Consider the following 14203-nt stretch of genomic DNA (forward strand, 5'->3'; position numbering starts at 1 on the left):
TACTTTTTATATAATTTTCCGGCCAACCTGTGCCAAGGAATAGTAAATCCCATGCTGTAGTGATTGAAAACAAGGAAACTTCGAAAGATTAATATTGGACTCTGTCATATTTTTCCCCAGTTCAGCAGAAATACCAACCAAAATGGTATCCACCCCTATTAGTGATGCTGCTGCACCGAGTTTTCGGATAAACTCTGCACTATAACCACTCATTTCCTGGTCAAGGCCCGTTAAATCCAGCACTAAAAATCGAGCCTGATATTTTGGCAAATTATTAAGTGTCTTTACTAATAAATCTTCAGATCTGCTTTCATCATATTTACCAATTAGAGGTACTACCACGATTCCTTCAAGTACAGGAATGATAGGAGAGGATATTTGCTTAATTAGTTCCTGCAAATCCTTTGTTTTTTGTTCTACCAATATTTCCAGCTCACGAATATGTTCCGATTCTTTCTTTCTTGCTAGCTGATGAATATTTTTCGAAACAGTAACCGAAGATGGAGAATAGTCGAACACGCTGTATTCATCTCCATTTACTTGGTCTTTTTTAACTTCAAACCAAATGTTCTTTCCAAATAACCCTGTAAAAATTCCAGCATAGTGGGCCGCAAGAAAGGTTCCACCTTTTTCCTTACTTTGTGCTTTGTTTATTTTAAATTCCCAGCTATCTTGCATTTTTACTGTAACTGTAAATGCTTCTTGATTTAAATCGAGGATTTCGGCTTTTCCCCAGCCTGCTGAAGCGTATGTATGTGGGATAAGAGCTGCGGCTTCCTTAACATTAACCCCTTTTAGATTACGAAAATATTCGCCTACTACCAATCCTTGACGGAATCCGGTTGTTTCTAACACTACGCTTGCAGCATCTTGTCCGGATACTTCTTCAATCGTATCAAAAAAGGTCTTCATTGCTGAAGATATCCAAAAAAGGACTGAATCTTCATTTTCGAACAAAAATAGTCCTTCCCCCATATCCCATTTAAAATCCAAACCCCCAACCTTTATATCATAGTGATTTTCACTTGTAATATTGCTCAATCGAAAAAAACCCCTTCCTACAACAAGCTATTCAGCCAGCTAAACCATTTTTCCTATTTAATAATGTACATCCTACATTTTTAAATGTCTACTGATAGACTTTCCGCTTCTTCTTTTTAACATTCCCTGAATCTCTTTATAAAAAATAAAAAGAGCACCCGCTGGTTCTTTTTTAAAGGCTCTTATCGAAAACTTTGTTGTTTATAATAGTAAAAATAGACTCGCAATCCGCGAGCCTGTCAAACTTCAGCCCCTAGCCCCTCGAGGTCGCTTCAGTCCTGACGTTGAAGTAAAGAACGACTTTATCGTCAGGGCCTCCAGCGCTTGTCGGGGCTGACAAGGCGCTTCCGTTCTTCTTTCTCCTCGGTCGCTAAGGACCTGTGGGGTCTCACCTGGCTTGCTTTTCCCGCAGGACGTTGAGATTACATCGGTGAATCGTCACCGCACGAAGAAAATGCGAATACATTTTCGAGAAGTCTCGCCTATTTTTTCTCACAGTTCTTTCAAATAGCAACAATCTCTTAGAAAAGAGCCTTTTTAAAATACATTTTCTAAATATGAAAAGGTCACCAAAAATATTAAGGTGACCTAATCGAATCTTTAGCTTAAAATTCAGCGTTTCCAGTTGTCCTTGGAAATGGTATAACATCGCGAATGTTGGACATTCCTGTCAGATACATTACTAAACGTTCAAATCCAAGGCCATATCCAGAATGCTTGGTTTCACCATATTTTCGAAGCTCCAAGTACCACCAATAGTCTTCAATGTTCATTCCTAGCTCGTCTATCCTGCTTCTTAATACATCTTCACGCTCTTCACGCTGGCTTCCGCCAATCAATTCACCAATACCAGGTACTAAAAGATCAGTAGCAGCAACGGTTTTATTATCTTCATTAGTTCTCATATAAAAAGCTTTAATTTCTTTAGGATAATCTGTCACGAAAACTGGGCGCTTATAAACCTTTTCGCAAAGGTAGCGTTCATGTTCTGTTTGCAGATCTGTTCCCCACTCTACAGGATATTCAAAATTTTCTCCCGCATTCTTTAGAATTTCAACTGCCTCGGTATATGTTACTCGGCCAAACTCTGCATCATAAGCAAGTTTTAAACGATCGAGCAAGCCTTTTTCTATAAAGCTGTTAAAGAAAGCCATTTCCTCAGGAGCATTCTCTAGAACGTAGCCAATAACATACTTAACCATTTCTTCTGCCAAATCCATTATATCCGGAAGTTCAGCAAATGCTACTTCAGGCTCGATCATCCAAAATTCAGCTGCGTGTCTTGCAGTGTTTGAATTTTCAGCACGGAAAGTCGGGCCAAAGGTATACACATTTCTAAATGCAAGGGCAAATGTTTCAGCAGAAAGCTGTCCGCTAACTGTTAAATTTGTTTCTTTGTTAAAGAAATCCTTTGAAACATCCACTTTACCCTCTTCATTTTTTGGAAGGTTATCTAAATCAAGAGAGGTAATCCTGAACATTTCCCCAGCGCCTTCAGTATCGCTGCCTGTAATAATAGGTGTATGAACATTTACAAACCCTTTATCCTGGAAAAACTTATGAATAGCATAGGAAGCAAGTGAGCGAACTCTAAACACTGCATTAAAAGTATTTGCTCTTGGACGAAGATGGGCGATTGTCCGCAAGTATTCAAATGAATGCTTCTTCTTTTGTAAAGGATAGTCAGAAGTCGAATTTCCTTCAATAATAATTTTTTCAGCCTTAATTTCAAAGGGCTGCTTCATTTGTGGAGTCAAAATAAATTTTCCTTCTACTATAATAGAAGAACTTATAGAAAGCTTTGCTACATCTTTAAAGTTTTCCATCTGGTCGTCAAATACAATTTGAACACTTTTAAAAAAGGTTCCATCATTTAATTCTATGAATCCAAACGTTTTAGAGTCCCGTACAGTCCGAACCCAGCCTGAGAGAGTGACCTTTTGATCCGTGTACTGTTCCTGATTTCTGTACAAGTCCTTAATGACTGTTTTTTTCATATAGCTTCCTCCTAGCACATTTATAAAATAAAAAAACCTTCCATCCCGTATAAAAGGGACGAAAGGTTTAAGTTCCGCGGTACCACCCAAATTGCCTAAAAAGGCCAGCTTGCAAGCAAGTAATGCTTTCCAGTTCGTAACGTGCCGGTGACGTCCATGCCTACTGGGGATGCCTTTTCGGATGGAAACTCAGAGGTGTTCTTCATTTACGCTTCCTCATCAGGCTCCCACCATCCCCGACTCGCTATGGATTACAGCAAAAATTACTTTCCTCTTCATCGTTTTTATGTATTCCTTTTATCACTATCTAAAATAACATATTCACTAAACAAGATTCAACTGAATGCGATAATATTTTCCTATAAATTTCACTAAAATCCTTTATAGAACCCTTGTTTACAGGTATTTAGGCAATTATTATGCCTCCCATTAAAAAAAATGGAATTTTTAACAGGAAATTAGGAAGCTGCCGTCGAAATTACACAAAGAACACACGTTTGATTCGTTATGGGAGGAAGATGAAAGTGGATAAATTAACTTGTATTGCATTTATCATGTATCAGTCTTCAGAGAATCAACATGTAAGGGATCTGGCCATTCAATTATTGAATGGTGACATATCCATCCGAGAATTAAAAAAGGATTCATTCGCCTGCCCATTTGTTGGAATGGCTGAATTAACAGCAAAAAAACATAAACCAAATCGTATGGAATTGCAGAAATTTGCCGAAGAATTTTTAATGGTAGAGGTTTAATGAAAAAAAGGACCGGGGCTCAAACCCAGGTCCTTTAATATGTAAATTAATGGTCGACATTCTTTTGATGGCTATAGGTTTAGCTTTAATTTATGGTTGGTATATAAATTACACAAGACAAATTTAAAATCATCATGAGAGGAAGATTAAAATGGTACAAGTGAATATTACTGTAAATTATGAGGGAAAGAACTACCTGACAAATGTAATAGCACCTAAATACACCTCGGAGGAAGAAATTTCGAGAATGGCGCACCAACAGGTTGAACGCCAGTGGAGAAAATAATTACCTTGTAAATAGTTTCCTTTGAACAAGGAAACTATTTAATACATATAGAAAGCAGCTTTCCCTCTAGGGGAGAGCCTTTCATTATTAGAAATTACTGATATTTAATTTTATATATTTGAAATACACTCACTTTTATATTCCACAAAACTTCTTCCTTTTCCCTTAAGAAGCAGCTTATTACCACTCCTATTCAACTATTCCATTAAGTTTTAAAAAACAACCAGCGATTTTTCCTGACTGTATTCCCGCATGATTCGCTCGAATATCGTTTTAACCGGATGAATGTCCTTGATTCCGGCAACTCTGGAACCAGCAAACACTAATCCGTTTTCTGTATCTCCATTAAGAGAAACCTTTAAAGAATCAAGAGTACAAAAACGATAAGAACAATTTTTCAGACAATCGAAACATTTAGCTATTTTGAGCTTGTTTTCTCCACTGATTATTTCAGTAAACTTATTTCGAATGGCTCTGCCCTGAAGGCCAACTGTTGTTTTTACAAGTACAAGATCTTCTTCTTTTGTTTCAACATATTTCTGTTTAAAGGAAAGAGGGGCATCACATTCTTCACTTGCAACAAACCGTGTACCCATCTGGACACCTGATGCCCCCATTTCCAACGCTTTAGCGAGGTCACAGCCCGTCAGAATTCCTCCAGCAGCAATGACAGGTATCTTAACTGCCTCCACTACTTCCGGGAGAATATCAAACATAGGCCGGTCAGTACCTAGATGGCCGCCTGCTTCAAATCCTTCTACTACTACAGCTGCAGCGCCAAGCCTTCGGATATACGGGCCAGCTTAGCAGAGGAGACGATAGAAAGAACCGGGATTCCAGCTTCTTTTCCCCATGAATACATATCCCTGGAAATTCCCGCGCCTGAAATAATAGAATCAACTTTTTCCTCTAAGGCAGCTTTCATTTTCTCTGCAAAGTCATTCATGGCAAATAAAACATTAACTCCTATATATAACCATGACCATTTGTTTTCTCTTGTGCCAAGCGAATATGATTTCTCATTTCCTCCACTGAGATTCCCGTGCCTGAAATAATCCCAATTCCACCTGCATTGGCAACAGTAAAGGCAAGTCCGCTTAACGATATACCTACCCCCATACCACCCTGTATGATAGGAAACTTAGGAGCCATATGCCCTTTTTGTAGCTGTGGTAAAGTCAATTTCTTTACCCCTTTACATTTTGAATTTCAATTCCCTCCTATCATATTGCAAATCCTAAAAAAAAGATGTGATATTTATTACCTGGTATTAATATTTAATAATAAAATTTGAAAAATATTTTTTTATTAAAAATGTTTATACTTTTAATACTCGGGTAAATAAAGAGTGCAAGGCCAAAACAAAACAGGAGGGACTGGTCCAAAATGGAGTTAACAGCGACTCAAAGGTTAGTTTGTGGCATTGCAAGTGTTGAAGTGACATTTGCTGAGCGGTCCATTGGAACGCTCGTCTGTAATCGATATACTTAATATCGATACGGCCCCATGCAAATGCTAACTTCTCAATCACTTTCCTTTATGAGGATGAAAAAAGGTGCAAACCAATCGGTTCGCACCTTTTTTCATGTTCTTATTTTGATAGCTTATAAAATTCTTCAGGGACTTCATCCATTAATGGGCTTATATCGCCAGTTGAAAACAAATGAAGCTCGTGCATCGCCCTGGTACAGGCAGTGTAAAAGAGTTTACGTTCACTTTCCCTAGAGTATTTTGATATATCATAAAGGATGACAGCATCAAATTCTATTCCCTTTGCCAAATAGGCTGGAATGACTGATATCCCTTTTTCATATGCCATTGTACCTTTTTCTATTAGGTGAGAAGGAAATAAATCCTTTGTCTTTTCATAAAATTTCTTGCTTTCAGACGCTGTTAAACAAATTACTGCGATCGTTTCATTTCCATTTTCCTGCATATCTTTAATTTTTTTAGCAATTTCGCTATTAATTTGCCCCTCGTTAGTAAGGGTTACTTCCGGCATTTTCCCTTCTCGGTTAAATGGCTCGATTTTATCCCCGCCTTCGATTATAAATCTGGTAAAGTCTACAATCGGCCTCGTAGAGCGGTAAGTTCTGTTGAGCTTTATTTCCATAATGTCTTCGTTAAGATCATGCTGGCTTATTAAAACAGTATCTGCTCCCGAAGCGCCTGAAAAAATAGCCTGGTTAAAATCTCCTAGCAAGGTCATTTTGCTGTACGGGAACATGGACTGAAGAAATGCAAACTGGAATGGTGAATAATCCTGTGCCTCATCAATGAAGATATGGCGTATTGAAGGATTTGACTTTCTTCCTTCTATCAGATCCTGTAAGTAAACAAAAGGAGTCGCATCCTCGTATGCCATTTGGGAAGATTCAAGCCTATTGAGGGTTCCCGAGCAAATTTCTACCCATTTATCTGGAAAACCTACCTTCTTAGATACAGATTGAAAAAACTGGCTGTAAATACCAGGCATATCGACGAATTTCAGTTTTTTTATGGCATTGAAGATAGGCTTAAACTTCTCCTTTACTACCATTTCCGAAAGCCATTTTTGTTCCCGCTCAAAGTCGTCGAATGAATTTTCGTTAAATCGGTTCTTTTCCTGAAGCTTTTTAAAAGCTTCTAGAAAATCCTCTTTATCAAGAAATTGGAGTTCTTCCTCTACCCAGGGCTTCGTCTGTTCCTTTTTAACCTTCCTTCTCAATTCTTTAAGCAGCCATTCCTTAACAAGCTGAATACGGTTGGGCATTGAAAAGTTTTTATCCAATGAGTAGAAATAGTCACCTATTTCCTCTTTTGATAGAATTACTTCCTTACGAAATAGTAAATCTCTAAATACGAGCCCTTTTTTAGAAAGTAAAGAAGCATATTGGTCAATAGCTACCTTGTATTCAAGAGTCGATTTAAAACGGATTCCCTGAATTCGCGGACTATTTTCAGACACGTCTGCTGATGAAAGCAAAAATTCTAATTGGGAAAACGGATCTTCAACTTCAAATTCTCTTCCTATCCTGCTTATAATATATTCCTGAAAGGTAGTCTGCTGCATATTTTCTTCCCCTAATTCCGGTAAAACTGTTCCGACGTAACTATTAAAAAGAGGATTTGGAGAAAACAGCATTATATTTTCAGCAGTAAGTGTCCCCCGGTATCGGTAAAGCAAATAAGCGACACGCTGAAGTGCAGCTGACGTTTTTCCGCTTCCGGCCACACCCTGGACTATTAAAAGCTTGCTCTTTTCATTCCTTATAATCTGATTTTGTTCTTTTTGAATAGTTGCAACAATTGTTTTCATTTGGGTGTTTGCGTTATTGCCAAGCACCTCTCGAAGAAGCTCGTCACCAATGGTTACTCCTGTTTCAAACATTGCTTTTATCTTTGAGTCTCTTATGACAAATTGCCGTTTTAACTTCATGTCTCCTTCTATTCGCCCTTCAGGGGTATTATAACCGGCCGGTCCAGGAGCATGATCATAATATAGACTCGAAATCGGTGCTCGCCAGTCATAAATAAGGAAGTTTTCATCTTCCCTATCCATTAATGAGGCGATACCCAAGTATACATTTTCTGTTTCACTTTCGCCGTGTTCATGAAAATCGATTCGACCGAAGTATGGTGAATATTTTAGCCTGGCCAACAGCCTAAGTTCTTTATCAGTTTGCTTAAAGGTACGTTCCCTCTCTGCGAGTAAAGCTGCCTGCTGTTTAATGCTGGTGTAGGTTTCTGCTATATCATCTGGTTCATCAAAATTAACCGTTACATCCTCCCAGAAGGTTTTCCGGATTTCGAGGACGTCTGATCCTATATTTTTAGCACCTTTTGACAGTCTTAGTGCCTTCTCTTTGATTTCATTTACAATAAAATCAACCCGTTCCTGTTCTTTAAAAAGGTCATTATTTTGAAATTCGCTCATCAAACCACTCCCCGGATAAAATTAAGCCGATTGTTTGACAACTCAATAAGTATGTGTTAATGTTATTATAGGATTTTTTATGTTCTTGCAATCAAACGATTGAATAGGCCGGATTTTATTGTACAATATTTTTTGGTCTTAATTCAACTAATCTTAACGCCAAAAGGCGTTTTTTATTTATCTATAGATACCCTCATAAGTCCTCCTCCTTCTTTATTCCAATTTTTTATTTTTTTATATTCTGTTATTAGCCATAGCTTCCTCTTTTGTAATAATGCTCTTAATATCTATTGCAGCTTTTAAAATATCTAAGTCCCTGTCTCTTTTATTCAGCAAAATAACTATGGAAGTTCTATCCTTGTATATGATATGGACAGAACTCCATCCACTGATAAATCCTCTGCTAAAAACAAAATCTTTTTTAACATACAAGCCCAGGCCATAACCTGATACGGATCCTGGTGTTTTTATTTCATTCCATGACTTTTTTGAAATAAGCTTTCCGTTGATAAGTGCCTGGTCGTACTTACAAATATCAAGTGACGTTGCGTATATATCCCCGGCTCCATACAAAAGGGCGGGATTCAACTTTCTTGAGGGTCTTAAAAATTTATGATTTTTAATATATCCTTTTGACGAAAAGCGGGCAGGCTCCTGGTTAGTAATAAATCCGCTATCCCTCATTCCGGATTTTTTAAATATATTATCATTTATATATGTATGAAGTGGCATTTTAGTAATTTTTTCGATTATATAGCCTAAAATCATGTAATTTGTATCTCTATATTCCCAATGTGTGCCTGGAGCAAAAGCAGCAACAGGCATTAATTTAATTTGATTAATAAGATCAGATGGTGATGAATGAGCCCTTGTCCAAAGCAGAGGCTTTAAACCTGAGGTATTGGTCAGTAAGTGAATAATTTTGATATGTTTGCCATTAGGTAAATCTGAAATATATTTTGAAACAGGATCGTTTGTATGAAGTAATCCTTTTTCCTGAAGCTGCAGAATGCATGCAGCGACCATGGATTTTGTGATGGAGGCAATAGGGAAGGTTGTTTTCTTAGTGTTTTTGATTTCCCTTCCAATATCGGCATTACCAACTCCCTCATTATATAAAACCTCTGTACCTTTCATTACAGCAACACTTCCGTTAATCCCTTTTTCCCTTAAGTAGCTCCTTATTTTTAAATGAAGCTTTTTTTCCTCAGAATTATTAGAGGCAAAAATCGAAACCGATTTTTCAGGTATACTAGTAACAGCTTCTTTATTTTGGCAAAAGGCTGCAATAATCATGATGAAAAATAATAGCAGCCCTTTTAAAAATATCTTCATTTCTTCCTCCTGCTGAGCAAAAACATGCTTGCCTAATAGTGTCTATCTTTCCATTTTAATCACTGAGCTAATCATTAGAAAGCTACCAGGTGAAAAAGTGAATAATACTTAGAATTAACCTCCAAAGGAGAGAAAAAAGTGTTTTAAAGATTGCTTCAAGAATAGCCCCTACTATTTCTCCACACAACTGCTTAATAAGCCTGAGCAAAAGATTTTCCTTGGCTTCTCTTTTATAAAAAGGATCCTTCATCATTTTCGTCTCCTGTACATTAAGAAGCTATTGTTGAAACATTGATTTAACTTTATGTAAATCCTCCAATAGCTCGCAGACTTCCTCATGCGACAAAAGGACAGGCATCTGGTCATTTAAAGTCAGAACCATTCCTTCTTTATCTTCTTCCTGTTTTTGCAGATAGAAAAAAAGACTTTGTGTCATTTTTTCATTTAAAATAGATTCAATTTGAAAGCTTTTTACTCTTTGTATTGCAAACTCTTTTTCGTGGGCATCATAAACTCCTGATAGCAGTCTTCCTTCAAGGTGATTCACAAAAATCTCTCCCTTCCTTTTTAGTTTAATATACCCAATTTCCATTCTGTTAAAGGAGGGAATTAAAACAACCTAATTTTTCGAAAAAAAAACTCCCAGATACGGGAGCCAATTTTTCAATATTATAGATTTCCTAGCTCTTTTTTCAAAAAGGCAGCAACTTCTAGCATTCCAAATTTTCCTGCTTTTGCTTCGGCATCTGAATTGTAATTTGTATTTGTATTAATATCATAGGTAAAAATTTCTCCTGATGCATCCCTTATAAATTCAATTCCTGCAACTCGAATTGAGTTTTCAGCCAAAACCTGTTTGTACCTTTCAATGATTGGATCACTAAATCCATCAATAATTTGAAATTTAGGCTTCTCTTCCACCTCTTCGCCAACCGGGCAAAACAGATCACCTATCTGACATGCATCCGCCGGGCATAGCTGAAAACCTTCTGATGTATCAACCTTTACGGCGTACACAAAATTGCCCCCCACAAACTCACATCGCGTAATAAAACTTTCAGGTGACTGGATATATTCCTGAATTAATGTTATACCGTCTACAGGTTCTTCAAAACCAGGGCTTTCGACATACGACCTAAGGGCATCCATTGTTTGAAATAACTGTACACCGAGTCCTTTTCCTGCACGGTTGTGCTTTGTTATGAAAGCTTTGCCATCAAATTGAGCTGCAGCTTCGAGTATTTGCCCTCTTCCTACAGCAGCAACCGTTTTAGGAGTATGTACTCCATACTTATTTAACTCAAGATACTGCAGTACCTTGCTTACCTCTAATTGAAGAGCACGAGTGCCATTTAAAACCTTTCGCCCATGAACTTCCAGCCATGCCAGTACTTGAGCTGTATATTCAGCCGCAAAACGATGATCCCTTGTGTGGGAAGAGGCACTCATACGGCTGTAAAAGATTCCTTCTGGAGGTTCTGCAGATAGGTCAAGAGTTCCCTGGTCGAGATGCCATTCCTCATATGGAACCTCAAGCTCCTCAAGCCTCCTGGTAAGATGATCTGTCCATTCACTATTTTCGTGTATTACATATACCTTTTTCAAAGTATAACCCCCCCTTTGAGTTTCTTAGTGTGAAACAACCCTATTTCTGCGTTCCTCAACCAGCGGCATTACATCTCTTGCAAAACGTTCCATTTCTTCTAATTGCGGAGAGAATTGGAGAAGGAGCAAATCTAATCCTACTTCTTCGTACTGAATAATACGGTCAGCAATTTGCTCAGGTGTTCCCACAAGATTAGGTCTTAGACCACGGTTTGACACTGAGTAGTCCTGGAGCTGGATCTTTTGTTCAAGTTGTGATTTGCTTGTAAAATCTTTAAAGCCAGCGTAACCACTTGTATCTTTTACAGTCGTAATTTTTTGAAGTTCCAGTAGTGCCTCTTCCTCTGTATCGCGGCAAATCACATATGCAGCCATGCCAAAAGAAGAAAGTGGAGCATTCTCTGTTTCAGAACGGCGGTCCTTCATTTCCGCAACTTTTCTTTGAATCTCTTCTACTGTTCCGCCATGCATAACATAAGCATCACATTTTTCTATGATCGTCTGCTTACCTTTCTCACTTTCACCACCAGCATATAGAATTGGATTTGGACGCTGAACTGGCTTTGGCGAAAGCTTTGCATTCTGTATATTGTAAAATTGCCCTTCATATGTAAAGGTATCTTTTGTCCACATACCTTTTAGTACATCAATAAATTCCTTTGTTCGATCATATCTTTCGTCATGCTCGGTAAAAATCCCGTTATACTGCCGAGCCTCTTCCGCCCACCAGGCAGATACTACGTTAAGAGTTAAGCGGCCGTTACTCATTTGATCGATGTTTGCTGCCATTTTTGCAGTTACCGCAGGATTATGAAAACCAGGGCGTACTGCTGCCATGATCTCGATTTTCTCTGTTACAGCTGCAAGACCAGCTGCTGTTGACCAGGCTTCCAAGGAATCATGTTCTGGCCCTTTTATATCATTTAAATTTAATTCAGCAACAAGAGTGGTTGAATATCCCCACTTTTCTGCTGATTGAACCACTTTTTTTGCATAGTCAAATGTAGGCGGCATATTTTCATCATCAACATTACGGAGCCACCCTCCGAAAATAGGAAGCCAAAATCCGAACTTCATTTTTTATCCCTCCTCTAACTCAATCTCAAATTTTCCAAGTGCTAAACTAGGTAAAGAAACAAAAAAAACTCCCCCGGACAAGAAGAGAGTTCGTTCACTCTCTTCCTATCTCTCAAACAAATCTGTTTGATGGATTTGGCACAGTATTCCGCAGAACCTGCTGCCGAGGCTTCAAAGGGCCAGTCCCTCCACCTCTCTTGATAAGAAGAAATCGTTTATTGAGTTTTAGAGTTTTAATCATTTAAAGTGATAATAAGTGAATTATAAGAATATGTCAATAATTAAATATTTTAGTATAGTTTACATAATATTATTATTTTGATTTTATTGTTCCTTCTTCCTTCGGATATCTTTAACAAAGTTATTGACTTTTTTAGTATGAGAAGTATAATTATAAATGCGCCTAATAAGCTGATCGAACCGATTCTTGGTTCAGCTTTCTGAGATCAGGACGGGATTAACAGGATTATTCTTCCCGCAATACTATTACTACCTTATATCATGTCTCAGTAGCTCAGCAGGATAGAGCAACAGTTTCCTAAACTGTAGGTCGGAGGTTCGAATCCTCTCTGGGACGCTTAAAGCCCTTGATCAATCAAGGGTTTTTTTATCTTTCTGCCGAATTTAAAGCCCCCGAAACTAAAATCAGTTTTTGCTTGAGGCTTATTCTTCTTAAAAACACGTGAATCTTTATAATTTTAACCCAAAAAGTTAGATATATCTGATAATTGGATAATGCAGAACTAATATATTTTAATATAAACTGCAGTTTACCTTATCTCTTCTTCACCCCGCTGTTGAAGAAACAGCTAACTTTTTTTATTTAATGGTCAATTATTTTCACAAAAAAGCCTTAGGGTGTAATGCAACCCTAAGACTTTTTTATTAATAATAGGATCTATTCCTTTTAAACGCTTGGAACATTCGGAATCAATCCACGAGTAACAGCCAATAAGTCGTTTACAACACTTGTTTGAGCAGCTGTTAGGCTTGTACCTCCAGTGAACACAGTAATACAGATTGGGCAAGCTTCAACGTGAATGCCTAATAGGTTAATAGCAAGTCCACCAGGTACGCTCACTGTAAGAATCGGTGTCGAACCTGCTGGTGGAGTACAAGTCTCACAGTCAGTAAGAAGAGTAGTCGTTGTCATAAACTCACCTCCTCTCTAAATGGATCTAAAATAATATATGTTGAAAGTTACTATGAGGTTTAGACAGTTGAACAGGTAATTGAAAAAAGTGTACTAGCCTTCTGCTTCATTAACAAAATGGTTTTGCAAAAATTAGATGGTGTAAATCAAAGAAAAGAATTTAGAGGAATCTATACACCAGAATGATATCCACTTTAACGGCTTTAAAGCGTTCTGAATTATTGAAGGATATATGAGCAGACTGCATTACTCTTTATGGTGATAAGTTTTTCTGAGTCTGTTTTTGCACGCGTTTTTTCAGTTTTTATTATTATGGGATTTGAAGAAACAGCTTTTTCTTAGGCTTATATATAATAGTGTATTTGGCTTAACTAAAAACCCTTCGCTGCAACCCCAAGAATCCTTTGGCAATAAAATTATCCTGTCTTATTCAATTAAGCGCCTGGGACGTTCGGAATCAAACCACGAATAACAGCGAGTAAGTCGTTTATGATGATACTTGTTTGGGAAGCTGTAAGGCTTGATCCTTCAGTGAACACGGTAATACAGATTGGGCAAGCTTCAACATGAATGCCTAATAAGTTGATAGCAAGTCCACCTGGAACGCTCACTGTAAGAATTGGTGTAGATCCTTCTGGTGGAGTACAGGTCTCACAATTAGTTTCAGGTGACATAGGTGGCTCGTTTGGTGGTGTAATTGGAGGACATTTCCGTATACCCATTATAATCACCTCCTTCGTCCCTATCTTATGAATAAAATATAAAAACGCTTGGACAAATAAAGGATATTAAAAAAATCTCGAATCAGTTCGAAGGAGATTGTGAGGTAATGATTTTTTTTCAACACTTGTAACTAGGAATGGTACCTGAAATATGGATAATATCCGTAAGAATGAAATCCACATGGATAGTGATGGTAATAATAATAACGATAACGATATTGATATTGGTTTAAAAAGGAATATTTTATGTACTAGAATAATTAATAATGTAAAAAGGAGACCTGTAAGTCTCCTTTTGATTTTAATCTCATTCCGA

The 14203-nt window shown here is 37.6% G+C and carries 11 protein-coding genes, 1 tRNA gene, 1 pseudogene, 1 riboswitch and 1 other annotated feature; of the genes and pseudogenes, 3 read left to right on the plus strand and 10 right to left on the minus strand.

Annotated elements, in window-relative coordinates:
- Positions 1–6 precede the first annotated feature (6 nt).
- Both G8761_RS10910 and asnS read right to left on the minus strand, forming a co-directional pair.
- Entirely contained in the window at positions 7–975 is a 969-nt protein-coding gene (locus G8761_RS10910) for an STAS domain-containing protein (protein WP_166026860.1), read from the minus strand.
- A gap of 671 nt (positions 976–1646) precedes the next feature.
- Positions 1647–3038 carry an asparagine--tRNA ligase gene (gene asnS, locus G8761_RS10915; RefSeq protein WP_166026477.1) on the minus strand — a complete coding sequence of 464 codons (1392 nt, stop codon included), beginning with the start codon at positions 3036–3038 and terminating at the stop codon, positions 1647–1649.
- A 51-nt stretch (positions 3039–3089) separates the two neighbouring features.
- Positions 3090–3326: a binding site (T-box leader), on the minus strand.
- Between the two features lie 236 nt (positions 3327–3562).
- Here asnS and G8761_RS10920 point away from each other — a divergent pair.
- Positions 3563–3793, plus strand: a complete 231-nt coding sequence (locus tag G8761_RS10920) for a hypothetical protein (RefSeq protein WP_166026479.1) — start codon at positions 3563–3565, stop codon at positions 3791–3793.
- 151 nt (positions 3794–3944) lie between these two features.
- A complete protein-coding gene (locus G8761_RS10925; RefSeq protein WP_166026481.1) occupies positions 3945–4079 on the plus strand; it encodes a BA3454 family stress response protein in 135 nt (44 codons plus the stop codon).
- Positions 4080–4291: 212 nt separating this feature from the next.
- Here G8761_RS10925 and G8761_RS10930 read toward each other — a convergent pair.
- From G8761_RS10930 to G8761_RS10955, 6 genes and pseudogenes are all read right to left on the minus strand, one after another.
- Positions 4292–5231, minus strand: a pseudogene (locus G8761_RS10930) (NAD(P)H-dependent flavin oxidoreductase).
- Between the two features lie 439 nt (positions 5232–5670).
- Positions 5671–7995, minus strand: a complete 2325-nt coding sequence (helD, locus tag G8761_RS10935; RefSeq protein WP_166026483.1) for an RNA polymerase recycling motor HelD — start codon at positions 7993–7995, stop codon at positions 5671–5673.
- A gap of 234 nt (positions 7996–8229) precedes the next feature.
- A complete protein-coding gene (locus G8761_RS10940) occupies positions 8230–9330 on the minus strand; it encodes a serine hydrolase domain-containing protein (protein WP_166026485.1) in 1101 nt (366 codons plus the stop codon).
- A 277-nt stretch (positions 9331–9607) separates the two neighbouring features.
- Positions 9608–9877: a hypothetical protein gene (locus G8761_RS10945; RefSeq protein ID WP_166026486.1), complete on the minus strand. Its 270-nt coding sequence runs from the start codon at positions 9875–9877 to the stop codon at positions 9608–9610.
- A 122-nt stretch (positions 9878–9999) separates the two neighbouring features.
- Positions 10000–10935: an ATP-grasp domain-containing protein gene (locus G8761_RS10950; RefSeq protein ID WP_166026488.1), complete on the minus strand. Its 936-nt coding sequence runs from the start codon at positions 10933–10935 to the stop codon at positions 10000–10002.
- 24 nt (positions 10936–10959) lie between these two features.
- Positions 10960–12012 (minus strand): LLM class flavin-dependent oxidoreductase, encoded by a 1053-nt coding sequence (locus G8761_RS10955; RefSeq protein ID WP_166026490.1) that lies wholly within the window; start codon positions 12010–12012, stop codon positions 10960–10962.
- Positions 12013–12114: 102 nt separating this feature from the next.
- Positions 12115–12219: riboswitch (SAM riboswitch) on the minus strand.
- Positions 12220–12515: 296 nt separating this feature from the next.
- On the opposite strand from G8761_RS10955, the gene G8761_RS10960 reads away from it, so the two are divergent.
- A tRNA-Arg gene (locus tag G8761_RS10960) sits at positions 12516–12589 on the plus strand.
- 330 nt (positions 12590–12919) lie between these two features.
- Here G8761_RS10960 and G8761_RS10965 read toward each other — a convergent pair.
- Together G8761_RS10965 and G8761_RS10970 are read right to left on the minus strand one after the other, a co-directional pair.
- Positions 12920–13165 carry a hypothetical protein gene (locus G8761_RS10965; RefSeq protein WP_166026492.1) on the minus strand — a complete coding sequence of 82 codons (246 nt, stop codon included), beginning with the start codon at positions 13163–13165 and terminating at the stop codon, positions 12920–12922.
- 434 nt (positions 13166–13599) lie between these two features.
- Positions 13600–13887 carry a hypothetical protein gene (locus G8761_RS10970; protein ID WP_166026494.1) on the minus strand — a complete coding sequence of 96 codons (288 nt, stop codon included), beginning with the start codon at positions 13885–13887 and terminating at the stop codon, positions 13600–13602.
- Positions 13888–14203 lie beyond the last annotated feature (316 nt).

It is taken from the genome of Neobacillus terrae (assembly GCF_011393025.1).
In the GTDB taxonomy this organism is placed as follows: domain Bacteria; phylum Bacillota; class Bacilli; order Bacillales; family Cytobacillaceae; genus Neobacillus_A; species Neobacillus_A terrae.